The organism is Methylobacterium sp. E-012 (assembly GCF_057836545.1).
The window spans coordinates 2,189,021-2,212,281 of sequence record NZ_JBYQEY010000001.1; the positions used below are offsets into that span (position 1 = coordinate 2,189,021).

Sequence of the window (23,261 nt, forward strand, 5' to 3'; positions counted from 1 at the left end):
GGATGGTGCCGGCCCGGCGACGGGTCGGCCGCCGAAGGTATCCGATCACAGACCATGCTCCAGGGCATCCGCAACGCCAGCCAGCACTGGCTCGGCAAGATCGTCTTGACGATCATCTTCACGCTGCTCATCGCGGGCGTCGGGATCTTCGGCGTCGAGGAGTTCTTCCGGGGCGGCTCCAGCAACAACGTGGCCACGGTCGGCAGCACGCCGATCACCGCCGAGCAGGTGCGCCAGGCCTATCAGAACCAGATGCAGCGCTATCAGGTGCAGCTGAAGCGCGCGCTGACCCCCGATCAGGCACGGATGCTCGGCCTCGACCGGCAGGTGATGTCACAGCTGATCACCGAAGCCGCCCTCGACCAGAAGACGCACGATCTCGGCCTCGCGGTGCCGGACGCCTCGGTGATCCGGGCGATCCACGACGAGAAGAGCTTCCAGAACCAGCAGGGCCAGTTCGAGCCGCAGCTCTTCTATCAGACGTTGCAGCGGGCGGGCCTGAACGAGGGGATGTTCGTGCACGAGCAGCGCGCGGTGATCGCGCGGCTGCAACTGGCGGAGGCGGTCTCGTCCGACCTGCACGTGCCGGCGGCCATGCGCGAGGCCGTCCACCGCTACACCACCGAGCGCCGGTCCGCCGCCTACCTGATGCTGACCCCCTCCACGGCCGGCCAGATCCCGGACCCGACCGAGGACGAGCTGAAGGGCTGGTACGAGGCCAACAAATCCGGCTTCCGCGCGCCGGAATTCCGGACGGCGAACCTGCTCGTGGTCGATCCGGACACGATGGCCAAGCCGGACGCGATCAGCGACGCGGACGCGCGCGCCGCCTACGCGCTGAACAAGGACCGTTACGGCGCCCCCGAGAAGCGCACGATCCAGCAGATCGTCTTCCCGGACAACGCCGCCGCGGAAAGCGCGCGCAAGGCGATCGAGGACGGCTCCAAGACCTTCGAAGCGGTAGCGGCCGAGCGCGGCACCGACGACAAGGACCTGACGCTCGGCACGCTTACCAAGGCCGAGCTGTTCGACAAGTCCGTGGCGGACGCCGCCTTCGCGCTGCCCGAAGGCGGCGTGAGCCAGCCGGTCCAGGGCCGGTTCGGGACGGTGCTGCTGCGCGTGACCAAGATCGAGCCCGGCACGGTGAAGCCCTTCGAGGCGGTCGAGGGTGAGATCCGGACGGGATTGGCCCTGGCCCGCGCCCGCGACGCGATCGAGACCACCCGCGACGCCATCGAGGACCAGCGCGCCGCCGCCAGGCCGCTGACCGACATCGCCGCCGAGCGCGGCCTGAAGATCGTGACGGTCAAGGCCGTGGATACCAACGGCAAGGATCCGGAGGGCCGCAAGGTCGGCGACATCCCCGATCCGGACACGACCCTGCCCGCCCTGTTCCGCGCCGAGATCGGCGGCGACAACGAGCCCCTGCGCACCAAGGCCGGCGGCTACGTCTGGTACGACGTCACCGGCATCGATCCCGCGCACGACAAGCCGCTGGATCAGGTCAAGGACGGCGTGACCGCGGGCTGGAAGGCCGCCGAGACCGCCAAGCGCCTCCAGGCCAAGGGACGCGAACTGGTCGAGAAGCTGAACACGGGCGCGACCTTCGAGGCGGTCGCCCAGGAGGCCGGCGTCAATCCGCAGGAGGCGCAGGATCTCGCGCGCAACCAGGCCAAGGACATGCTGACCGCCGACGACGTCAACCTGATCTTCGCGACGGCGGTGGGCAAGGCCGGCACCGCGGCGGCGGCCGATTCCCGCGCCGTGTTCAAGGTCACGGCGGCGACCATGCCGGCCTTCGTGGCCGACAGCCCGAGCGACCGGACCATCACCCAGAACTTCCAGGCGGCCCTCGCCGACGATGTGCTGTCGCAGTACATCGCCGAGGTCCAGAAGAACGCCGGCGTCAAGATCGATGCAGCGGCCCTGCGCCGCGCGCTGGGCGGCGAGTACTGACATATGGCCGAGGCGCCTGACGACGCGGCCTTCGCGGAGCGCTACGCGGCCGGGCAGCCGAGCCTCGTCGCGCTGACCCTGGTGGCAGATCTCGAGACGCCGGTGGCGGCGTTCCTGAAGCTGCGCGCCCGCCATGCGGGCCCGGCCTTCCTGCTCGAATCGGTCGAGGGCGGCGCCGTGCGCGGCCGCTACTCGATGATCGGGCTCGATCCGGACCTGATCTGGCGATGCCGCGACGGCGTGCCAGCGATCGCGCGCGGCCCGGATCTCGACGCCTTCGCGCCGGACGACCGGGCGCCGCTGGCCAGCCTGCGTTCCCTGATCGCCGAGAGCGCCATCGGCGATGTGGACGGCCAGGACCTGCCGCCGATGGCCGCCGGCCTGTTCGGCTATCTCGGCTACGACATGGTCCGCGCCATGGAGCGGCTGCCGGAGCCCAACCCCGATCCCCTCGGCGTTCCGGACGCGATCCTGGTCCGCCCGCGGGTGATGGTGGTGTTCGACGCGGTGCGCGACCTGCTGACCGTGGTGTCCCCGGTGCGGCCGGCGGCGGGCATCCCGGCCCGGGCGGCCTACGAGGCCGCGCTCCAGCGCCTCGACCGGGTGGCGGAGGCCCTGGAGGGACCGCTGCCGATCGAGGCGCGGGTCGACCTCGCGGCGGTCGCCCATCCGGAGCCGGTCTCGAACACGGCGCCGGAGGCCTTCGCCGCCATGGTGGCACGGGCCAAGGACTACATCGTCGCCGGCGACGTGTTCCAGGTGGTGCTGTCGCAGCGCTTCTCGGCGCCGTTCACCCTGCCGGCCTTCAGCCTGTACCGGTCGCTCCGGCGCACGAACCCGGCCCCGTTCCTTTGCTATCTCGACTTCGAATCCTTCCAGATCGTCTGCTCCTCGCCGGAGATCCTGGTGCGCGTCCGCGACGGCACCGTCACCGTGCGGCCCATCGCCGGCACCCGCCGCCGGGGCGCGACCCCGGCCGAGGACGCCGCGCTCGCCGAGGAATTGCTGGCCGATCCGAAGGAGCGTGCCGAGCACCTGATGCTGCTCGATCTCGGCCGCAACGATGCCGGCCGGGTCTCACGGATCGGCAGCGTGCGGGTGACGGACTCGTTCTTCATCGAGCGCTACAGCCACGTGATGCACATCGTGTCGAACGTCGAGGGCGACCTCGATCCGCGGCACGATCCCCTCGACGCCCTGGCGGCGGGCTTCCCGGCCGGAACGGTCTCTGGGGCGCCCAAGGTGCGGGCCATGGAGATCATCGACGAATTGGAGCACGACAAGCGCGGCCCCTATGCCGGCTGCGTCGGCTATTTCGGCGCGCGCGGCGAGATGGACACCTGCATCGTGCTGCGCACGGCCGTGGTGAAGGACGGGCGGATGCACGTCCAGGCCGGCGCGGGGATCGTGTACGATTCCGATCCGGCGTCCGAGCAGCAGGAATGCGTCAACAAGGCCAAGGCGCTGTTCCGGGCCGCCGAGGAGGCGGTGCGGTTCGCGGCTCAGGCCAAGCGGGGGCAGTGAGCCGATCCCGCCGCCTGCGCGCGCCGCGCTGCCTACGCGGTTGACCGCTCCGCCCCGAGCGGTCACATCGCCTGCATGCCCGAGCGTGCCGCCGCGATGCCCAATGTCCTCGTCATCGACAATTACGATTCCTTCACCTGGAATCTCGTCCACCTGATCGGCCCGCTCTGCGGTACGATCGAGGTCGCCCGCAACGACGCGACCAGCATCGCGGACATCCGCAGCCGGGCCCCCGACGCGATCGTGCTCTCGCCGGGCCCCTGCACGCCGAACGAGGCCGGCATCTGCCTCGACGTGGTGCGCGAGCTGTCGGACGAAATCCCAATCTTCGGCGTCTGCCTCGGCCTCCAGGCCATCGGCCAAGCCTTCGGGGGCGATGTGGTGCGCGCGCCGCTGCCGCTGCACGGCAAGGTCTCGACCATCCGGCACGGGGCCAGCGGCCTGTTCCGCGGCCTGAACGACAGCTTCGAGGCGACGCGCTACCACTCCCTGGTGGTCGACCGCGCCAGTTGCCCGGAATCGCTGCGGGTCACCGCCGAGGCGGACGGGCTGATCATGGGGCTCGAGCATGCCGAGCGCCCGCTCCACGGCGTCCAGTTCCACCCGGAGAGCATCCGGTCGCAGCACGGCACGGAGATCGTGAAAAACTTCCTCGATCTCGCGGCCGCCTGGAACGCGGCACGTGACAGGACCCGCGCCGGCGTGCATTGACGGCCGGAAGCCGGGGCGGCCCTCCGACAGAATCCATGGACAGTTTCAGACCCCATCTCGCCAAGGTCGCCGGGGGCCGCTCCCTCGACCGGGCCGAGGCGCGCGCGGCCTTCGACGACCTGCTGTCGGGCGCGGTGACCCCGGTTCAGGCCGGTGCCTTCCTGACCGCCCTCAAGGTGCGCGGGGAGACCGTCGAGGAGATCGTCGGTGCCGCCGAGGCCATGCGCGCGCGCATGACCCGGGTGGCGGCTCCGGAGGGCGCCGTCGACGTGGTCGGCACCGGCGGCGATCAGTCCGGCAGCGTCAATGTCTCGACGCTCGCGGCCATCCTGGTGGCCGCCTGCGGCGTGCCGGTGGCCAAGCACGGCAACCGCGCCGCCACCTCCCGCTCCGGCGCCGCCGACGTGCTGGCCGCCCTCGGCGTGCGGCTCGGCCTCGACGCGGCGGGGCAGGCGCGCTGCCTGGCCGAGGCCAACCTGTGCTTCCTGTTCGCGCAGGCCCATCACCCGGCGATGCGTCACGTGGCGGCGATCCGCTCGGAACTGCCGGTGCGGACGATCTTCAACCTGCTGGGCCCGCTATGCAATCCGGCGGGCGTGGCCTGCCAGCTGTTCGGCGTCGCCCAGGAGGCGCTCGCCGAGCCGCTGACCCGGGTGCTCGCGGAACTCGGCAGCCGCAGGGTCTGGACCGTCCACGGCTCCGACGGGCTCGACGAGATCACCGTCACTGGCCCGACCCGGGTCGTCGCCCTCGATGACGGCCGGATCTCCCGCTTCACCATCGACCCGCGCGACCTCGGCCTGGCGTTGCGGGCGCCGGAAGAACTGCGCGGGGGCGATCCCGCCGACAATGCCCGGGCGCTGGAGGCGGTGCTGGCGGGCGCGCGCAACGCCTACCGGGACATCGCGGTTCTCAACGCCGGGGCGGCACTCGTCGTCGCGGGGGCCGCCCCGACCCTGGCGGACGGGCTCGCGCGGGCGCACCATGCGGTCGATTCCGGGGCGGCCCGGGCAACCCTCGCCCGCCTCGTCCAGGCCTCGAACGACCACGCCACCGGGCAGGAGGGCCGATGAGCTCGCTGACGCAAGAGGCGAATCACGATACGGTCGCCGAGACGCCCCCCGAGCGGCCCAACGTGCTCGCCCGAATCGAGGCCTACAAGCGCCGGGAAATCGCCGAGGCGAAGCTGCGCGTGCCGCTCGCCAAGCTCGAGCGCAAGGTCGCGCAGGCCGATCCGGTGCGCGGCTTCGCGGCGGCGATCCGCGCCCATCTCGCCGAGGGGCGCCCGGCGCTCATCGCCGAGGTGAAGAAGGCTTCGCCCTCCAAGGGCCTGATCCGGGCCGATTTCGACCCCAAGATCCTCGCCGCCGCCTACGAGGCCGGCGGCGCCACCTGCCTGTCGGTCCTCACCGACGAACCCTCGTTCCAGGGGCGGCCGGACTATCTGACCGCGGCGCGCAAGGCCTGCCGGTTGCCGGTGCTGCGCAAGGACTTCCTGTTCGAGCCCTACCAAGTCTACGAGGCCCGGGCCTGGGGCGCCGACTGCATCCTCGCGATCATGGCCTGCCTCGACGACGACGAGGCCATGGCCCTGGTCGAGACGGCCCACCTGCTCGGAATGGACGTCCTCGTCGAGGTCCACGACGAGGCCGAGCTCACCCGGGCGATTCCCCTGGGCACGGCGCTGATCGGCATCAACAACCGCAACCTGAAGACCTTCGAGGTCTCGTTCGAGACCGCGATCCACCTCAAGCCCGGTATCCCCGAAGATCGAATCGCGGTCGCCGAGAGCGGCATCGGCGACCGCGCCGACGTGATCCGTCTCCGGGAGAACGGCCTCGGCGTGGTCCTGGTCGGCGAGAGCCTGATGCGACAGGCGGACGTGACCGCGGCGACCCGCGCGCTGCTCTTCGGCGACGGCGAGGCCCCCAAGGCCCGGATCAAGGGCTGAGCGATGGAGCCCGGCACGACGCTCACCCATCTCGACACCAGCGGCGCGGCCAACATGGTCGATGTCACCGACAAGCCCGCCACCGACCGGACCGCCCGGGCGGAGGGCTGCATCGTGATGCGGCCCGAGACCCTGGTGCTGATCCGCGAGGGCGACGCCAAGAAAGGCGACGTGATCGGAACCGCGCGGCTGGCCGGCATCATGGCGGCCAAGCGCACCCACGAGCTGATCCCGCTCTGCCACCCGCTGCTCCTGTCCAAGATCCGGGTCATATGTGAGCCCGACGACGCGCTGCCTGGCCTGCGGATCGCCGCCGAGGTGCGGGTCCAGGGCCCGACCGGGGTCGAGATGGAGGCGCTGACCGCCGTCTCGGTGGCCTGTCTGACGGTCTACGACATGGTGAAGGCGGTGGATCGCGGCATGCGGATCGAGGGCATCCGGCTCGTTGCCAAGGATGGCGGCCGCTCCGGCGCCTACCGGGCGCCTCTGGCATGAGCGGCCTGATTCCGGTCGCCGAGGCGCTGGCGCGGGTCCTGGCGAGCGTTCCCGGCCCCGTCGAGGCCGAAACCGTGCCCCTGGCCCAGGCCGCCGGGCGGACGCTGGCGGCCGACATCGTCGCCACCCGGACGCAGCCGCCTTTCCCGGCCTCTGCCATGGACGGCTACGCGGTGCGCGGCGCCGACGCTGCATCGCCGGGGGCAACCCTGCGGCTGATCGGCACCAGCGCGGCCGGCCATGGCTTCTCGGGACGCATCGGCCCCGGCGAGGCGGTGCGGATCTTCACCGGGGCGCCGGTCCCCGATGGCGCGGACGCGATCCTGATCCAGGAGGACGCACAGGCCGAGGGCGAGACCGTGCGGGTGGTCGAACCGGTCGAGCCGAACCGGTTCATCCGCCGCGCCGGGCTCGATTTCACGGCCGGGGAGACGCTGCTCACCCAAGGCCTGACCCTCGACGCGCGGCGCCTCGCCCTGGCGGCGGCGGCCGGCCACCCGCGCCTGCCGGTCCGGCGCAGGCCCCGGGTGGCGATCCTGGCCACCGGGGACGAGCTGGTGGCCCCCGGGGAGAATCCCGCCTGGGATCAGATCGTCGCCTCGAACAGCCTCGCCCTCGGCGCGCTCGCCACCGAGGCGGGGGCGGAGATCATCGATCTCGGCATCGCGGCGGACGACCATGCGGCCCTCGCGGACGCCTTCCGCCGCGCCCGCGAAGCCCGGGCCGACCTGCTGGTGACCCTCGGAGGCGCGTCGGTCGGCGACCACGACCTCGTCCAGGCTGCGCTGGCCCGGGAGGGGCTGGAACTCGGCTTCTGGCGGGTGGCGCTCCGGCCCGGCAAGCCGCTGATGCACGGCCGCCTCGGCGACATGCTGGTGATCGGGCTGCCGGGAAATCCGGTCTCGTCGATCGTCTGCGGGCTGCTGTTCGTGGTGCCGGCGATCCGCGCGTTGCAGGGCGATCCCCGGGCCGGCGAAGACCGCAGCGAGGCGGCGACGCTCGGCCGCGACCTCCCGGCCAACGATGGACGGGCCGACTACATGCGCGCGCGCCTCGCCGTCACGCCGGGCCGGCTTCCGGTGGCGACTCCGGAGCAGCGCCAGGATTCCTCGATGCTGGCGGTGCTGGGCCACGCCGAGGCGCTGCTGATCCGCGCGCCGCACGAAGCCGCCGCCCGGGCCGGCGATCCCTGTCGGATCATCCGGCTCGACCGACGCCTGCTCTGAGCGGCTCCGGCTTCACCCGCCAGACCTTGAGCGGACCGGGCAGGTCGAGAGGCTCCAGCCGATCGGATCGCGCAGCGCCGTCGGTGAGCCGCGTGGCGAAGGCGGGCTCCGCCTGGAGGTCCTCGGCCGGGCGGGCCGGGCAGGCAACCACGTAGCGGATCGCGAACGTCGTCAGCACGTGCTCCAGATCCGCCTGCGTGCCACCCAGACCCTCGATCGCCGCAATCAGCCCCGGGATCGCCCGATGATACGGCGCGGCTACGATCCGGTGCGGCGTGTGCAGCAGGATCGCCGGTCCCATGACGATCGGCGCCAGGACGGTGCCGGGCGGGAGGGCGCCGAGGGGTGCCAGGGCGGCCTCGCTCCGGCAGGCGACCGCGCCGGCGGGATCGGGGGCCGTCCGCGCGGCCGGGGCCAGCGCCTCGGCAAGGAGCGCGGGCGCCATCCAGAGCGAGCTTATGAGGCAGCCGCCGAGGAGCGCGAGACCCCAGCGGGGTAGACCGGCCCGGGCTCCAGCATCCTGCGCGAGCGCGCGGTCGAGGACGGCCCCCGCGACCAGCGGCACGAAGCCGGAGGCGATGTAGAGCCCCCGGAACTCGAACAGGCCGAGGATCAGGCCCGGCCAGAGGAATAGTGCCGCCACCGACCAGGCACGCCGCTGCGGCCCGCGCCACGCCATCCAGGTCGCAGCGAACGCCGCGAGCAGCACCACCGGATAGAAGACCAGGGCCTCCCACTGACCCCGGGCGATGAACTTCGGGAGCGAGGCCATCTCGTTCACCGTCAGCAGCCAGCGGGTCCGGACGAGGGGCGGCATGTCCGGGAAGGGCCCGCCCAGGCAGGTCGGGAAAGCGAGGGCGAAGCCCCCGAGCAGGATCGCGCCGCAGGCCGCCGCAAGGGCGGCGCGCGCCCGCATCGACCCGAGACGGTCGCCAGCTGCGGCCGCGGAGACGGCGAAGAGCAGGCCGCCGAGGGCGATCCACAGCCAGGGTAGCGAGAGCGCATCGCAGCGCGGGGCCCCCCAGAGCCCGGGATCCGTCTGCACGGCGAACAGGATCGGCGCGGCGATCCCGAGCCCGAGGCCGAAGCCGGCCAGGACCGGCAGCGCCGGACGGCCGCGCAGGCACCAATCCCCCACGAGGAACAGGGCCGCCGGGGCGATGGACGGCAGACCTTCCAGCCCCACCGCCAGCGACAGGGCCGCAAGACCGCCGCCGACGAGACCGCTCCGGAATCCGCCGTGGATCATGCAGAAGGCGAGTCCGAGGATCGCGATGATCTGGACGTTGTGGTGGTCGACCCGCCCGGCGGCGAATTGGATGCCGACCCCGAGAGTCTGGGTCGCCGCGATGACGGCCAGCACGGCAGCGCGGCTGCCGAAACGCGCCCGGGTGCCGCGATGGAGCACGCCGCAATAGAGCGCGAACAGCAGCGCCGGCCACAATGCGGCGGCCAAGCCCTCCGCCAGGGTCCGGCCGGCGAGGGGCGTCAGGGCCAGGATCAGCCCGGCGATCGGGGCATCCACGAGGCGCGACCAGTGGCTCGATACGCCTCCGGGCGGGAGGAAGCGGTATTGGACGTTGTCGTACCAGCCCTGGCCCGCGAGCAGATCGCGCACCGCGACGAGCCGCATGGCGTCGTCGGTATCGGGCACGCGCAGGTGCCGGATCGTGTCCCAGATGTCCTGCGGCGCGTTCATGGTCGCAAGCGACAGGGCGACGAGCAGCCACAGGAGCGGGCGCGGATCGAGCCGTGCGGCGCGGGCGGGGATCGGATCCGCCGAAGCGGGCATGGCGGGCACCCAGACGAGCGGCGGGCCCCTCTGCCCGGATCGGGGCGAGGTCACGCCTGACGCCCGGTCGAGGCGCCGGGCATGTTCGTCGTACTTCTGTTGTGCGGCGGTTAACCGATCGTCAGCGCCGCACGCTTAGGTTCGGATTGTGCCGTTCGATTTCGCCGCGCCGCATACGGAACTGAGACCCTCCGGGCATGCCGAAACAGATCCCGGGTCGCAGGCAGATCCCGATCATCGCGACGGGTTTCGTGATCGCGCTCGGGACGTGGCTCTCGTTGAGGCCGTGGGATTTGCACGCCTGGATGATCGGCGCGCCACTCGGACACGACTACGTCAATTTCTGGCTCGCGCCCCGGCTGGTCATGGCGGGGCAGGCCGGCACGCTGATCGATCTCCCGGCCTACGGTGACGCGGTCAAGGCGGCCTTCGGCCTGAGCTACGATCCGCATCTTCTCTTCGTCTATCCGCCGCACGTGCTGCTGTTTCTGGTGCCGCTGGCCAGCCTGCCGTTCCTGCCGGCCGTCTTCGTCTGGACTGCTGTGAATGTCGCTGCCCTGGCCTGGGCGACGCGCCGATCAGCCGAGGCCGTCGACGGCACCCTTGTCCTGGTCGCCTGCCTGTCGCCGCCTGCGATCACGATGATGCTCTACGGCCATTTCGGCGGCCTGCTTGCCCTCGGGGCGACCGTCGTGCTGCAGGAGAGCGGTCGTCGCCCGTGGCTCGCCGGCCTCTGTTTCGCCTGCCTCACCGTGAAGCCGCAATTCGCGGCGGCGCTCGGGCTGATCCTGCTGTGTGGCGGTTTCTGGCGCTGTCTGGTCGCGGCCGGGTTCGCCACGGCCGCGCTGGTGGGCGTCTCGGTCGCCGCGTTCGGCGTCGCGGTTTGGGAACGGTTCGTCACCGTGACGATGCCGCTGCAGAGCTCCTTCATCACCGCGTTTAACGCACCGATGATCGAGACCTCGGTCACGCCCTATTTCGTCGCCCGATTCTGGGGACTGCCCGCGGGCATCGCCTGGACGATCCAGGGATGCATCAGCGTCCTGGCGCTCGCCGCCGCCATACGGGCCCTGCGCGGCGATATGCGCAGTCCGGCCCGGCTCCTCGTGGTGCTGCTGGCCGTTCTAGTGATGCAAACCCTACGCCTCGCATTACGACCTGGCTGTCGTGGCGCCGGCCCTGACCCTGGTCGTGCTCGCGGGCGACCCAAGGCCATCGCGCCTGGCGGTGGCGGTCTGGTTGCTGGTCCCGCTGGCGCGCATCTTCTTCATCTTCGAGATACCGCTCCTCTGCTTGATCGTGCCCGGCGCGCTGTTCGCCCAGGCCGCGCGTCTTTCGAGACCCGGCCGGGAGACGGTCCCGGCCGCCGCCCCCGCTCGGCTCGAGGCGGCCGTCTGACCTCCGATCGCACGCCGGACTGACCCACGGCCCGCGTCCTGTGCCTCTGGGGTCATGGCTTCGACCGGCCGGTGCGGGAGGACGATCCCCCGGCGCCGGGCGAACTCTAAGGCACCAGCAAATGGGAGGGCGAGAAGATCCTCGCGGCTCATGCCGGCGACTTCGCCGCCACGATCATCCGGTCACCGACCATCATGGGGGCCGGGCGGCTCGGCTTGCTGGCGATCCTGTTCGCGTTCATCGCCGAAGGCCGGAGGATCTGGCTGGTCGGCGAGGGCAGCAACCGCTACCAATTCGTGTCCGTGGACGACCTGATCGAGGCCATGGTGCTGGCCTGGCGACGCCGAGCCTCCGGCACCTTCGGGATCGGGTCCGACGACGTCGGTACGATGCGCGACACGTTCGAGCCTGTGATCGCGCAGGCCGGCACCGGCGCCCGCACGACCCGGTTGCCGAAGGCGCCGCTACTCCTCGCGATGCGGGCGGCACACGCCCTGCGGATCTCACAGCTCGGGCCGTATCATTACCGGATGATCGCCGAGGATTTTATCTTCGACACCACCCGGATCAAGGCGGCCCTGGGCTGGGCACCGACCCTCACCAACCGTGAGATGCTGCTCGCGGCCTATCGGTATTATGCCGCGAACCAGTCGAAGATCGCCACGCGCCGCGCCGTATGCGCCCATCGGCACGCCGCCAATATGGGGGTGATCTCCCTGCTGAAATGGGTTTCGTAAAATCACGCCCGCTCGAAAGGCCAGCGATTCCTTAACCACGAGGATTCATGCTGCCGGCAATCAGGCGCTGCCTGTGCGACGCCAAACACGAATCGCCGGAGCAGGGGATGAGCCACCACACCGAGACCCTGGTGATCGGCGCGGGGCCCGCGGGTCTCACCGCCGCCTACCTGCTGTCGAAGCAGGGCCGGTCCGTCACCGTCCTGGAGCGGGATCCGGCGCAGGTCGGCGGCATCTCGCGCACGGTCTCGCACAATGGCTATCTGTTCGACATCGGCGGCCACCGGTTCTTCTCGAAATCCAAGGCGGTGGTCGATCTCTGGGACGAGATCCTGCCCAACGACTTCATCGAGCGCCCGCGCCTGTCGCGGATCTACTATCGCGGCCGGTACTACGCTTATCCGCTCAAGGCCTTCGAGGCGCTGCGCAATCTCGGCGTGTTCACCAGCGCGGCCTGCGTCGCCTCCTACCTCTATGCCCGCATGACGCCGGTGCGCGACCCGAAGAACTTCCACGCCTGGGTGCGCAACCAGTTCGGCGAGCGTCTGTTCTCGATCTTCTTCAAGACCTACACCGAGAAGGTCTGGGGCATGTCGTGCGACGCGATCTCGGCCGATTGGGCTGCGCAGCGCATCAAGGGGCTCGATCTCGGTTCGGCGATCCGCGACGGCCTCAAGCGCTCGCTCGGCCTGCGCAAGGCGCCGAAGGCCGGCGGCCCGGTGATCAAGACGCTGATCGAATCGTTCCGCTATCCCCGCCGCGGTCCCGGCATGATGTGGGAGGCCGCCGCCGCCAAGGTCCAGGCCCAGGGCGGCCGGGTCCACCTCGACCGCGGCGTCGATTCCCTCAGCTACGATGCCGGCACCGGCATCTGGACGGTGGCGGCCCGCAGCGGCGACGGCAGCCGCGAGACCTACACGGCCCGCCATCTGATCTCGTCCGCCCCGGTGCGCGAGCTGGTCGACTCGATCCGGCCGCGGCCGCTCAGCACCTTCAACGCGCGGGCGCTGAAATACCGCGACTTCCTGACCGTGGCGCTCATCGCCAAGTCCCAAAAAAATTTCCCGGATAATTGGATCTACATCCACGATCCGTCGGTGCAGGTCGGGCGGGTGCAGAACTTCCGATCCTGGTCCCCCGAGATGGTGCCGGACGAGGATCATACCTGCCTCGGCCTCGAATATTTCTGCTTCGAGGGCGACGGGCTCTGGACGTCCTCGGACGAGGACCTCGTGGCGCTGGCCAAGCGGGAGATCGGCCAGATCGGCCTGATCGACCCGGCCGACGTGGTCGATGCCTGCGTGGTCCGGCAGCCGAAGGCCTATCCGGTCTATGACGAGGATTATGCCGGCCACGTCGCCACCGTGCGGCGGGAGCTGGAGCGGGATTTCCCGACCCTCCACCTCGTCGGCCGCAACGGCATGCACAAGTACAACAACCAGGACCACGCGATGATGACCGCGATGCTGACCGTGGAGAACATCCTCCAGGGCCAGCGCCGGCACGATGTCTGGCGGGTCAACGAGGATGCCGAATACACGGAGGCCGGCGTGTCGGGCGCCCGGGCCGCCCTCGGCAGCGAGCGCCTCGTGCCGCGCAAGGTCGCTTGAGCGGCGACAGGCCGGCGGCCGCGTCATCGGCACGGCTTGCCGGTCCGGGCGACGGCTCTATCGTTCACCCCCGGTAACGCCGAGGTCCAGCGGCGGCCGGGAGGATTTCGAACGATGCGCTCATTGATCATCGCCGCGCTCTTGGCGGGCGTCGCCGTGCCCGCCTGGGCGCAGGGCGCCGCCCCCGCCGAGACCAAGGCCAAGACCGACGATCTCGAGAAGCTCGAAGGCTTCCACAGCACCAACACCCAGGCCGCGGCGGAAATCCCGCAGACCGGCCGGCGCGCCGACGCGATCCGCAAGACGCTGGCCAAGATCAAGCTGCCAGAGGGCTTCAAGATCGACCTCTATGCGGTGGTGCCCGATGCCCGCGCCATCGCGGTTGGTCCCAATGCCGGGGTGCTGTTCGTCGGCACACGCAAGAACAAGGTCTACACGGTCACCGACCGCGACAAGGACCGGGTCGCCGACGAGGTGCGCCCCTTCGCGCCCGGCATCGCGTTCAAGATCCCCAACGGCGTCTGCTTCTCGAAGGACGGCGTGCTCACCGTGGTCGAGCAGAATCGGGTCCTGGCCTTCCCGGCCGCCGAGTTCTTCTATGAGAACCCGGATGTGGCGGCCGGCATCCTCGTGAAGGAAGGCGCCCTGATCCCGGCCGCGGAGGAGAGCTTCAACCACACCGCCCGGGTCTGCCGGGTCGGACCCGACGGCAAGACCTACATCGCGCTGGGGCAGCCCTACAACGTGCCCCCGGCCGAGAAGCTCGACCTGTACAAGACGATGGGCATCGGCGGCATCATCCGGATCGACGCCGACGGCAAGAACCGCGAAGTTTTTGCGACGGGCATCCGGAATTCGGTCGGGCTGGACTTCGCCGCCGACAAGTCGCTCTGGTTCACCGACAACCAGGTTGACGGCATGGGCGACGACAAGCCGCCGGGCGAATTGAACCATGCCACCAAGGCGGGCGAGACTTTCGGCTTCCCGTGGTTCGGCGGCGGCGCCGTGCGCACGGTGGAGTACAAGGATCAGACCCCGCCGGCCGACGCGGTCGCCCCGGTGGCCGAATTGCCGCCGCACGCGGCCGATCTCGGCATGACCTTCTACAACGGCAAGCAGTTCCCGGCCTCGTACAAGGGCGGGATCTTCATCGCCGAGCACGGCTCCTGGAACCGCACCGAGCCGGTCGGTGCCCGGGTGATGTTCGCCCCCATGGGGGCGGACGGGAAGCTTGGTGCGGTCAAGCCATTCGCGGAAGGCTGGCTCACCGGCGACGGCGAGTATCTCGGCCGCCCGGTGGACGTGGCGGTGATGCTCGACGGCTCCCTGCTGGTCTCCGACGATTCCGCCGGGGCGATCTACCGGATCTCCTACGAGAAGTAGTTTTTTGCGAGTGGGCGCTTCTCCGCCAGAGAGGCGCCCCCTTCGCGGACGTGCGCGACGCGCTCCCTCTCCCGCACGGGAGAGGGGACCCGCGCCACCGCCGTCGCCCGTTCGTGCAAGCGTCACCCAGCCCCCTCCCGAGCCCCGCTGATGATCCGTCCGCTTCTCCTTCTCGCCGCGACCCTCGTTCCGCTCTCGGCCCAGGCCGGCGACGCGGCCCTCGGGCGCAAGAAGGCCAGCGCCTGCCAGACCTGCCACGGGATGGATGGGCTCTCGAAGCTGCCCGAGGCGCCGAACCTCGCCGGGCAGGTCAAGCCCTATCTGGTGAAGCAGCTCACCGAGTACCGCGACGGCAAGCGGCAGAACGAGATCATGAACGTGGTCGCCAAGGAGCTGACGGACGCCGATATCGCGAACCTAGCCGCGTATTACTCAAGCATCCAGATCGACGTGCTGCCGCCGGGATGACCAGCGCGTCTCCCTCCCCCCTCTGCGGGCTACGGGCGACACAAGTTTGAGGTCTCAGCGAGTTCGCCGGCCAGATCGGCGGGGCTCGGGTCCCCTGTCCCGTACGGAAGAGGGGGCCTGTCGCGCTACGTCATGAGCCGCGTGCCTTGAACCCGCGTCGCCCGTAACTCTGCGGGGGAGGGAAAAAGGGGGATGGTTCAATCGTCCATCTTCAGCGCCGCAATGAACGCCTCCTGCGGGATCTCCACGCGCCCGAACTGGCGCATCTTCTTCTTACCTTCCTTCTGCTTGTCCAGCAGCTTGCGCTTGCGCGAGATGTCGCCGCCGTAGCACTTGGCGGTGACGTCTTTGGACAGGGCCTTGATCGTCTCGCGGGCGATGATCTTGCCGCCGATCGCCGCCTGGACCGGGATTTGGAACAGGTGGCGGGGGATCAGGTCCTTCAGCTTCTCGCACATGGCCCGGCCGCGCGACTCGGCGCGGGTGCGGTGGACCAGCATCGAGAGCGCGTCCACCGGTTCGGCGTTGACCAGCAGCGACATCTTCACGAGGTCGCCCTCGCGGTAGTCGGAGACGTGGTAGTCGAACGACGCGTAGCCCTTCGAGATCGATTTCAGCCGGTCGTAGAAATCGAACACGACCTCGTTCAGCGGCAGGTCGTAGACCACCATCGCGCGCTTGCCGACGTAGTTGAGGTCGATCTGGACGCCGCGGCGGTCCTGGCACAACTTCAGCACGCCGCCGAGATACTCGTCCGGGGTCAGGATCGTGGCGCGGATCCAGGGCTCCTCGATCAGCTCGATCTTCATGACGTCCGGCATGTCGGCCGGGTTGTGCAGCTCCTTGACCGTGCCGTCGCGCATCTTCAGTCGGTAGACCACCGAGGGCGCGGTCGAGATCAGATCGAGGTTGAACTCGCGCTCCAGCCGCTCCTGGATGATCTCCAGGTGGAGGAGCCCCAGGAAGCCGCAGCGGAAGCCGAAGCCGAGCGCGGCCGAACTCTCCATCTCGTAGGAGAACGAGGCGTCGTTCAGCCGGAGCCGGCCCATGGCCGAGCGCAGGTTCTCGAACTCGGCGGCGTCCACCGGGAACAGGCCGCAGAACACCACCGCCTGGACCTCCTTGAAGCCCGGCAGCATCGCAATGGTCTGGCGCTTGTCCTCGGTGATGGTATCGCCGACGCGGGTGTCGGCCACCTCCTTGATCGAGCCGGTGAAGAAGCCGACCTCGCCGGGGCCCAGCGCGTCGATCTCGGCCATCTTCGGCCGGAACACGCCGATCCGGTCGACGCCGTGGACCGCGTCGGCCCCCATCATGCGGATGGTCATGCCCTTCTTGAGCACGCCGTCGACGACCCGCACCAGCACGACGACGCCGAGATAGGCGTCGTACCAGCTGTCCACGAGGAGGGCCTTCAGGGGCGCGTCACGGTCGCCCTTCGGCGCCGGCAGGCGGGTGACGATCGCCTCCAGCACCGCCTCGATGTTGAGCCCGGTCTTGGCCGAGATCGCCACGGCCTGGGAGGCGTCGAGGCCGATCACCTCCTCGATCTGCTCCTTGACCCGCTCGGGCTCGGCGGCCGGCAGGTCGACCTTGTTGAGGACGGGCACGATCTCGTGGTTGGCGTCGAGGGCCTGGTAGACGTTGGCCAGCGTCTGCGCCTCCACGCCCTGCGAGGCGTCGACCACCAGCAGCGAGCCCTCGCAGGCGGCGAGCGACCGGGAGACCTCGTAGGCGAAGTCCACGTGGCCGGGGGTGTCCATCAGGTTCAGGACGTAGTCCTGGCCGTCCTGCGCCTTGTATTCCAGGCGCACGGTCTGCGCCTTGATGGTGATGCCGCGCTCCTTCTCGATATCCATCGAGTCGAGCATCTGCTCGCTCATGTCGCGCAGCGCCACGGTGCCGGTGGCCTGGATCAGCCGGTCCGCGAGCGTCGATTTGCCGTGGTCGATATGCGCGACGATCGAGAAGTTGCGGATGAATTCGATCGGGGCTGTCATCGGCATTCCGTTCGGGCGCGCGACGGCGCGCACCGTCTGACGTCGGGGCGTGTTCGGATGGATCGGTTCACGCGCGGGATAGCAGCGCGGCGGGGACGCGCCAAGCGCAGGGACGTCCCGCGGGTCATCCCGTCACCGGTCATCGGACCGGCGCACGAACGGCGGGGGCCGGAATGATCCGGCCCCCGCCGCAGGACAAGTCCGTCGCCGAGATCCGGGCCTGCGGCTCAGCGGCCGCGGTCGCGGATCAGGCGCTCGATCTCGGCCTCGCCGTGGGAGCGCGCCTTGGCCTCGGTCGGATGCTTCCGGTCCGAGCGCTGGTGCAGCTTGCCGTGCTTGCGGATGCTCCACTGGTACAGGGAGCCGCTGTCGCCGACGGGCTCCACGTCGAGGCTGAAGGGGTAGGTGTCTGTCTGGGTGTCGCTCATGGGGCCGATATGGGGCATCCAGCGACTTTTCGCCATGCCCCATCGTGATGTCCTTGCACACTCACGTGTCCGCGCCCGTCGCGCGCGCCCGCGCGGCCATGGCGACGAGGCTCTTGCGCAACGTCCCCATGTCGGTGACGCGCTCGGGATAGGTGACCCGGGCGGTGCGGTCGCCGGCCATCAGGTCCATCCCCTCGGGATCGAGACCGGTGAGTCGCCAGGGCACCCCTGCCTCGCCCCCGGTACCCGCGGCATAGAGCGCCAGCGCGTCCGCGTGGTCGGCGTTCATGTGCTCCACGGCCCCGCGCTCGCCAGCCACGATCGCCTCGGCGCCGGCGAGGTCGAGGAGCAATTGCGTGCGCGTCAGCGTCGCGGCCTTGGCGAAGCCGCCGTTGAGATGGCCGGCCTCTGCATCGAGGGCGAAGAAGCCGAAATCCGGGAAGTCGGCATAGAGCTTGGCCTTGGGGTGCCGGGCGAGGAACCGCTCCCGGGCCCGCGCCTCCGGGGTCTGCACGGCGTGGCCGACCACGGTGAGTCGGGGATGGGCCAGGGGATCGCCCTTGCCCCCCTGCGAAAACAGCAGCGAGCAGCGCGGCCGGGCCAGCAGGTTGCGGGTATGGGCCGAGAGTCGCGACAGCAGCATCAGCGGCGTCCCGTCCACGTCGGTGGCGATCGTGACGAGCGACGCGAAGGGGGTGCCGTCCGGGTCGAGGGTCGCGAGCGCGCCGGAGCGGATGCCGCGCAGCAGGGTCCGCGCCAGGCCGATCGCGTCGAACGGCGCCTGATCCGCCGGCAGGGGCCGGGCCGGTCCCCGCGGCCCCGGCGCGGTCTCGGTCGTCTCGCCCATAAGCCCATCCTCCCCCTGTCGAATGGCCGCCATATTCCTGCGCCACGTTAGCCCCGCGACGGTCGGCGCGCGAGGCGCCCGGCCCGCGTCAGATCGGCCGTTACGGCCAAGCTATGACCGCCGCTCGCTTTTTCCGATCGGCCGTACTAAAGGACCTGTCCCTTTGCGCGCGCCGGGCTGCGCCGAAACCGCCCGGTTCGTGCACTCGTCTGCCCCACGGGGGCCGGGCGCGGCGCGGCCTGTGCGTAAGCCGGGACCGCGCCCGAACCCGTTCAGTCAGGGACCGCGCATGCCGACCATCGCCCTCGTCGACGACGACCGGAACATTCTCACCTCCGTGTCGATCGCTCTTGAGACCGAAGGCTACCGCATCCAGACCTACACGGACGGCGCCTCCGCCCTCGACGGCCTGCGCCACTCTCCGCCGGATCTGGCGATCTTCGATATCAAGATGCCGCGCATGGACGGCATGGAGCTGCTCCGGCGCCTGCGGCAGAAATCCGACCTGCCCGTGATCTTCCTGACCTCGAAGGACGAGGAGATCGACGAACTGTTCGGCCTCAAGATGGGCGCGGACGACTTCATCCATAAGCCGTTCTCGCAGCGCCTCCTGGTGGAGCGCGTGAAGGCGGTGCTCCGCCGCTTCGCCAAGGAGGCGCCCGGCTCGCCCCCCCGCAGCGAGGCCGAGGTGGCGGCCCGCTCCCTCGAGCGCGGCGCGCTGATGATGGATCCGGAGCGCCACACCTGCACGTGGAAGGGCGAGGCGGTGACCCTGACGGTCACCGAGTTCCTGATCCTCCAGGCGCTCGCCCAGCGCCCGGGCGTGGTCAAGAGCCGCAACGCCCTCATGGACGCGGCCTACGACGATCAGGTATATGTCGACGATCGCACCATCGACAGCCACATCAAGCGCCTGCGCAAGAAGTTCAAGGTGACCGATCAGAGCTTCGACATGATCGAGACGCTCTACGGCGTCGGCTACCGGTTCAAGGAGGCGTGATCCCCAAGATCCGCCGCATGTCCACGCGCACACCAGCCCAGACCGAGGATGCCGAGCCGCGCACCTCCCTGGCCCAGGCCCTGTCCCGCCCGCTCGCCTGGCCCCGCGCCCTCTGGGACGCGATCGGCCAGCGCGCCTCGTCGAGCCTGACGCGCCGCATCGTCGTCCTCAACCTCGTCGGGCTGATCGCCCTGCTCGTCGGGTTCCTGTACCTCAACCAATTCCGCCAGGGCCTGATCCAGGCGCGGATCCAGAGCCTCGCCATCCAGGGCGAGATCATCGCGGGCGCGATCGCCGCCTCCGCGTCGGTGGACACGGACACGATCCGCATCGATCCCGACCGGCTGCTCCAGCAGCAGGCCGGGGAGTCCGCGGAGGAGGAGTCGCAGCCGCTCGCCTTCTCGCTCAATCCCGAGAAGGTGGCGCCTTTGCTCTCGCGCCTGGTGACGCCCACGGGCAACCGGGCCCGGGTCTACGATCAGGAGGGCGGCCTCCTGTTCGACACCCGGACGCTGTTCAAGCGCGGCGACGCCGGCCGCCAGGATCCGCTGCAGCCCCGGCCGCACAAGCCCGGGATGCTCGAATCGGCCTTCCAGACGGTTCAGACGAAGCTGAGCGGCCTGTTCGGCAGCCGGGCCGAGCCGGCGGAGGAGACGGGGCCGGTCAACGGCCACTCGCTCCGGGAAGTGCAGGCGGCGCTCGGCGGCAACCGCGGCAGCCTCGTGCGCCGCAACCAGATCGGCGAGACCACCGTGTCGGTGGCGGTGCCGATCCACCGGGCCGGGTCGGTCCGCGGCGCGCTCCTGATCTCGACCCAGGGTGACGCCATCGACCGGGTGATCGCCTCGGAGCGGTTCGGGCTACTGCAGGTATTCCTCGTGGCCTCGGCCGTGATGGTGGTGCTGTCGTTCCTGCTCGCCGGCGCCATCGCGGGGCCGGTGCGCCGCCTCGCGGAGGCCGCCGAGAAGGTCCGGATGGGCATCAAGACCCGCGAGGAGATCCCCGATTTCACCGAGCGCACCGACGAGATCGGCCACCTGTCGGGGGCGCTCCGCGACATGACCCAGGCGCTCTACCGGCGCATCGACGCCATCGAGAGCTTCGCCGCCGATGTCAGCCACGAGTTGAAGAACCCGCTGACCTCCCTGCGCAGCGCCGTCGAGACGCTGCCGCTCGCCCGGAACGACGATTCGCGCGGTCGGCTGATGGCGATCATCCAGCACGACGTGAAGCGCCTCGACCGGTTGATCAGCGACATCGCCGATGCCTCGCGCCTCGATGCTGAACTCGCCCGGGCGGAGGCCCGGCGGGTCGATCTCCGGCGGCTGTTGACCACCGTGGTATCCGTGGCCAACGAGCGGCGCCGCCCCAAGGACTGCCTGATCCATCTCGATGTCGAGGCCAATGCGTCGGACCACGATGCGCCGTTCACGATCGTCGGCCACGACAGCCGGCTCGGTCAGGTGGTGAACAATCTCCTCGACAACGCCCGCTCGTTCTCCCCCACCGACGCGAAGGTCCGCGTCGTGCTGCGCCGGGTCCGGAGCGAGGTCGAGCTGATCTGCGAGGACGAGGGGCCGGGCATTCCCGAGCATGCCCTGGAGCGCATCTTCGAGCGCTTCTACACCGACCGCCCGGAGCAGGGCTTCGGCCAGAATTCCGGGCTCGGCCTGTCGATCTCGCGCCAGATCGTGCAGGCCCACCGCGGCACGATCCGGGCCGAGAACCGGCCCGGCGCCCCCGACGAGGATGGCGAGCCGACCGTTCGCGGCGCGCGCTTCATCGTCCGTCTGCCGGCCGCACCGCGCCAGCTCCACGCGTGACGACCACGCTCCACGGCGCCTGCTGCGCCCTCGGCGGCGGCGGCATCCTCATCCGCGGCGAGGCCGGCTCCGGGAAATCGAGTCTCGCCCTTCTCCTGGCTGCCGGGACGGACGGCGCCTTCGTGGCCGACGATCGGGTCATCTGCGCGGTCCGGGACGGGCGCCTCGTTGCTCGCCCCCATGGCGAACTCGCCGGCCGGGTCGAGGTCCGGGGGCAGGGGATCCTGCCGGTCTCCGATCTCGGGCTGGCGATCAGGACAGAGACGGAGCTTCACCTCGTGGTTGACCTCGTGACCTCGTCGCCGCGCCTCCCGGAGCCGCCCGAGCCCGCCGACCTCCTCGGGATCGTGCTCCCGCGCCTCGTCCTCGATGCGCAGGTCCGCGCCGCCGGTCTGGCGACGCTCCTCGTCCGTGCGGCGCTGCGAAAGCATCGGCCGTGACTTCGCAGCCGCACAGCCGGCCCGAGTCGCGCAGCGGTGGTGTTGCCCCATGGCGTGTCAGAGGCGGCCGTGGCATGATCCGGTTGATGTCCAGGCAAAAAAGTCGCGTTTGCCTTGTGGGGGTCTGTGCGATGCACAACATGGCGGCACACACAGGACGTTGGAACACGTGTCGATGATTGGCATGGTGCTCGTCACCCACGGGCTGCTGGCGACCGAGTTCAAGGCCGCCTTGGAGCACGTGGTCGGCCCGCAGGATCAGATCGAGACGATCACGATCGGGCCGGAGGACGATATGGAGCTGCGACGACGGGACATCATGTCCGCGGTCTGTCGCGTGAATAGCGGCGAGGGCGTCGTGGTGCTCACCGACATGTTCGGGGGCACGCCCTCCAATCTTGCCCTGTCCTGTATGAACGGCGGCTCGGTGGAAGTGGTGGCGGGCATCAATCTGCCGATGCTGATCAAGCTAGCCAGTGTCCGCGACGAGGAGAACCTCGGCGACGCGGTGCTGCACGCCCAGGAGGCCGGGCGCAAATATATCAACGTCGCCTCGCGGGTTCTCGCGGGGAAGTAGACGGCCCCTCCGGTCCCAGGATCGTCGCTGCGGGCGCCGGCTGTCGGGAGCGCGCGGTGATCCCGACCGATGCCGCGATCACCAAGCCGATCGCGATCCCCTGCACAGCGCTGATTCGCTCGCCAAGCAGCGCCAGCCCCGCGCAGGTCGCGACCGCGGGCTCCAGGCTCATCAGCACGCCGAAACTCTTCCGGTCGAGGCGCCGGAGCGCGACCATCTCGAGGGAATAGGGCAGGGCGCTCGTCATCAGCGCCACAGCGAGACCGGCCGTCAGGATGCCGGGGGCGAGCAGCCCGGCACCGGCCTCGGCCACGCCGAAGGGCGCGACCACGAGGGCGGCGGTCAGCATCCCCAGCGACACCGCCTGACCGCCATCGGCCCGCCCGGCGCGCTGGCCGAACAGGATATAGAGCGCCCAGGCCAGGGCCGCGCCGAGATCCAGGGCGATGCCGAGGGGATCGAGCCCGTCCCCCGTGCCGATCGGCAAGAGCAGCGTCAGGCCCAGGACGGCGACACCGATCCACAGGAAATCGGAGCGGCGGCGCGAGGCGACAAGCGCGACGGCGAGCGGTCCGGCGAATTCGATCGCCACCGCCGGCCCGAGGGGCAGGCGCGCCAGGGCGAGGTAGAAGAGCAGGTTCATCAGCCCCAGCGCGGCGCCGTACAGCGCGATCCAACCCGCCTCCCGCAACGGCAGGCTCCGCCGCCACGGCCGCCAGAGCGCAATGAGGATCAGCGCCGAGAAGCCGACCCGCAGGGAAGCGGTCCCGGCCGCACCCACGGCCGGGAACAGGCTCTTGGCGAAGGTCGCGCCGCATTGCAGGGAGACCATGCCGGCGACGAGGGCTGCGACCGAGAGGGCCGGATCGCCGACGCCGAAGCTGTTGCGGGACAC

The 23,261-nt window shown here is 70.2% G+C and carries 20 protein-coding genes and 1 pseudogene; 16 read left to right on the forward strand and 5 right to left on the reverse strand.

Annotated features, from left to right (window positions below):
- The first annotated feature begins 54 nt into the window (after window positions 1-54).
- From AC3IF1_RS10460 to AC3IF1_RS10490, 7 genes are all read left to right on the forward strand, one after another.
- A complete protein-coding gene (locus tag AC3IF1_RS10460; RefSeq protein ID WP_489217484.1) occupies window positions 55-1,956 on the forward strand; it encodes a peptidyl-prolyl cis-trans isomerase in 1,902 nt (633 codons plus the stop codon).
- 3 nt (window positions 1,957-1,959) lie between these two features.
- A complete protein-coding gene (trpE, locus tag AC3IF1_RS10465) occupies window positions 1,960-3,480 on the forward strand; it encodes an anthranilate synthase component I (protein ID WP_489217485.1) in 1,521 nt (506 codons plus the stop codon).
- 96 nt (window positions 3,481-3,576) lie between these two features.
- Window positions 3,577-4,191 (forward strand): anthranilate synthase component II, encoded by a 615-nt coding sequence (locus tag AC3IF1_RS10470; RefSeq protein WP_489220368.1) that lies wholly within the window; start codon window positions 3,577-3,579, stop codon window positions 4,189-4,191.
- A gap of 35 nt (window positions 4,192-4,226) precedes the next feature.
- Window positions 4,227-5,264 (forward strand): anthranilate phosphoribosyltransferase, encoded by a 1,038-nt coding sequence (gene trpD / locus AC3IF1_RS10475; protein WP_489217486.1) that lies wholly within the window; start codon window positions 4,227-4,229, stop codon window positions 5,262-5,264.
- A complete protein-coding gene (gene trpC / locus AC3IF1_RS10480) occupies window positions 5,261-6,142 on the forward strand; it encodes an indole-3-glycerol phosphate synthase TrpC (protein WP_489217487.1) in 882 nt (293 codons plus the stop codon). Before trpD ends, trpC begins: the two co-directional genes overlap by 4 nt.
- A gap of 3 nt (window positions 6,143-6,145) precedes the next feature.
- Window positions 6,146-6,637, forward strand: coding sequence for a cyclic pyranopterin monophosphate synthase MoaC (gene moaC, locus AC3IF1_RS10485; protein ID WP_243973807.1), 492 nt, complete (start codon window positions 6,146-6,148; stop codon window positions 6,635-6,637).
- Entirely contained in the window at window positions 6,634-7,863 is a 1,230-nt protein-coding gene (locus AC3IF1_RS10490; RefSeq protein ID WP_489217488.1) for a molybdopterin molybdotransferase MoeA, read from the forward strand. Before moaC ends, AC3IF1_RS10490 begins: the two co-directional genes overlap by 4 nt.
- Here AC3IF1_RS10490 and AC3IF1_RS10495 read toward each other — a convergent pair.
- Entirely contained in the window at window positions 7,835-9,655 is a 1,821-nt protein-coding gene (locus AC3IF1_RS10495) for a hypothetical protein (protein ID WP_489217489.1), read from the reverse strand. The two genes, AC3IF1_RS10490 and AC3IF1_RS10495, sit on opposite strands and share 29 nt — an antisense overlap.
- A gap of 197 nt (window positions 9,656-9,852) precedes the next feature.
- On the opposite strand from AC3IF1_RS10495, the gene AC3IF1_RS10500 reads away from it, so the two are divergent.
- From AC3IF1_RS10500 to AC3IF1_RS10520, 5 genes and pseudogenes are all read left to right on the forward strand, one after another.
- Window positions 9,853-11,076, forward strand: coding sequence for a glycosyltransferase family 87 protein (locus AC3IF1_RS10500; RefSeq protein ID WP_489217490.1), 1,224 nt, complete (start codon window positions 9,853-9,855; stop codon window positions 11,074-11,076).
- Window positions 11,077-11,178: 102 nt separating this feature from the next.
- Window positions 11,179-11,790, forward strand: a pseudogene (locus AC3IF1_RS10505) (NAD-dependent epimerase/dehydratase family protein); the annotation flags it as partial.
- Between the two features lie 107 nt (window positions 11,791-11,897).
- Window positions 11,898-13,400, forward strand: coding sequence for an NAD(P)/FAD-dependent oxidoreductase (locus AC3IF1_RS10510; protein ID WP_489217491.1), 1,503 nt, complete (start codon window positions 11,898-11,900; stop codon window positions 13,398-13,400).
- A 114-nt stretch (window positions 13,401-13,514) separates the two neighbouring features.
- On the forward strand, window positions 13,515-14,783 hold the full coding sequence (locus tag AC3IF1_RS10515; protein ID WP_243973801.1) for a PQQ-dependent sugar dehydrogenase: 1,269 nt from the start codon (window positions 13,515-13,517) through the stop codon (window positions 14,781-14,783).
- A gap of 150 nt (window positions 14,784-14,933) precedes the next feature.
- On the forward strand, window positions 14,934-15,251 hold the full coding sequence (locus AC3IF1_RS10520) for a c-type cytochrome (protein WP_489217492.1): 318 nt from the start codon (window positions 14,934-14,936) through the stop codon (window positions 15,249-15,251).
- A 197-nt stretch (window positions 15,252-15,448) separates the two neighbouring features.
- Here the strand turns inward: AC3IF1_RS10520 and lepA are convergent, their stop codons facing one another.
- From lepA to AC3IF1_RS10535, 3 genes are all read right to left on the reverse strand, one after another.
- The gene (lepA, locus tag AC3IF1_RS10525; protein WP_489217493.1) at window positions 15,449-17,251 is read right to left on the reverse strand and encodes a translation elongation factor 4; all 1,803 of its coding nucleotides are present in this window, start codon (window positions 17,249-17,251) and stop codon (window positions 15,449-15,451) included.
- Window positions 17,252-17,478: 227 nt separating this feature from the next.
- Window positions 17,479-17,715: a hypothetical protein gene (locus AC3IF1_RS10530; protein WP_409564917.1), complete on the reverse strand. Its 237-nt coding sequence runs from the start codon at window positions 17,713-17,715 to the stop codon at window positions 17,479-17,481.
- A 25-nt stretch (window positions 17,716-17,740) separates the two neighbouring features.
- Complete coding sequence (locus AC3IF1_RS10535; RefSeq protein ID WP_489217494.1) at window positions 17,741-18,526, reverse strand: HugZ family pyridoxamine 5'-phosphate oxidase; 786 nt, start codon at window positions 18,524-18,526, stop codon at window positions 17,741-17,743.
- Window positions 18,527-18,815: 289 nt separating this feature from the next.
- Between AC3IF1_RS10535 and AC3IF1_RS10540 the strand changes: the two genes are divergently transcribed.
- From AC3IF1_RS10540 to AC3IF1_RS10555, 4 genes are all read left to right on the forward strand, one after another.
- Window positions 18,816-19,526 (forward strand): response regulator transcription factor, encoded by a 711-nt coding sequence (locus AC3IF1_RS10540; protein WP_243973797.1) that lies wholly within the window; start codon window positions 18,816-18,818, stop codon window positions 19,524-19,526.
- 17 nt (window positions 19,527-19,543) lie between these two features.
- On the forward strand, window positions 19,544-21,349 hold the full coding sequence (locus AC3IF1_RS10545) for a stimulus-sensing domain-containing protein (protein ID WP_489217495.1): 1,806 nt from the start codon (window positions 19,544-19,546) through the stop codon (window positions 21,347-21,349).
- Entirely contained in the window at window positions 21,346-21,789 is a 444-nt protein-coding gene (locus tag AC3IF1_RS10550) for an HPr kinase/phosphorylase (RefSeq protein WP_489217496.1), read from the forward strand. The genes AC3IF1_RS10545 and AC3IF1_RS10550 overlap by 4 nt, the downstream gene beginning before the upstream one ends.
- A 175-nt stretch (window positions 21,790-21,964) precedes the next feature.
- Window positions 21,965-22,366 (forward strand): PTS sugar transporter subunit IIA, encoded by a 402-nt coding sequence (locus tag AC3IF1_RS10555; RefSeq protein WP_243973829.1) that lies wholly within the window; start codon window positions 21,965-21,967, stop codon window positions 22,364-22,366.
- Here AC3IF1_RS10555 and AC3IF1_RS10560 read toward each other — a convergent pair.
- Window positions 22,332-23,261, reverse strand: coding sequence for an EamA family transporter (locus AC3IF1_RS10560; RefSeq protein WP_489217497.1), 930 nt, complete (start codon window positions 23,259-23,261; stop codon window positions 22,332-22,334). The two genes, AC3IF1_RS10555 and AC3IF1_RS10560, sit on opposite strands and share 35 nt — an antisense overlap.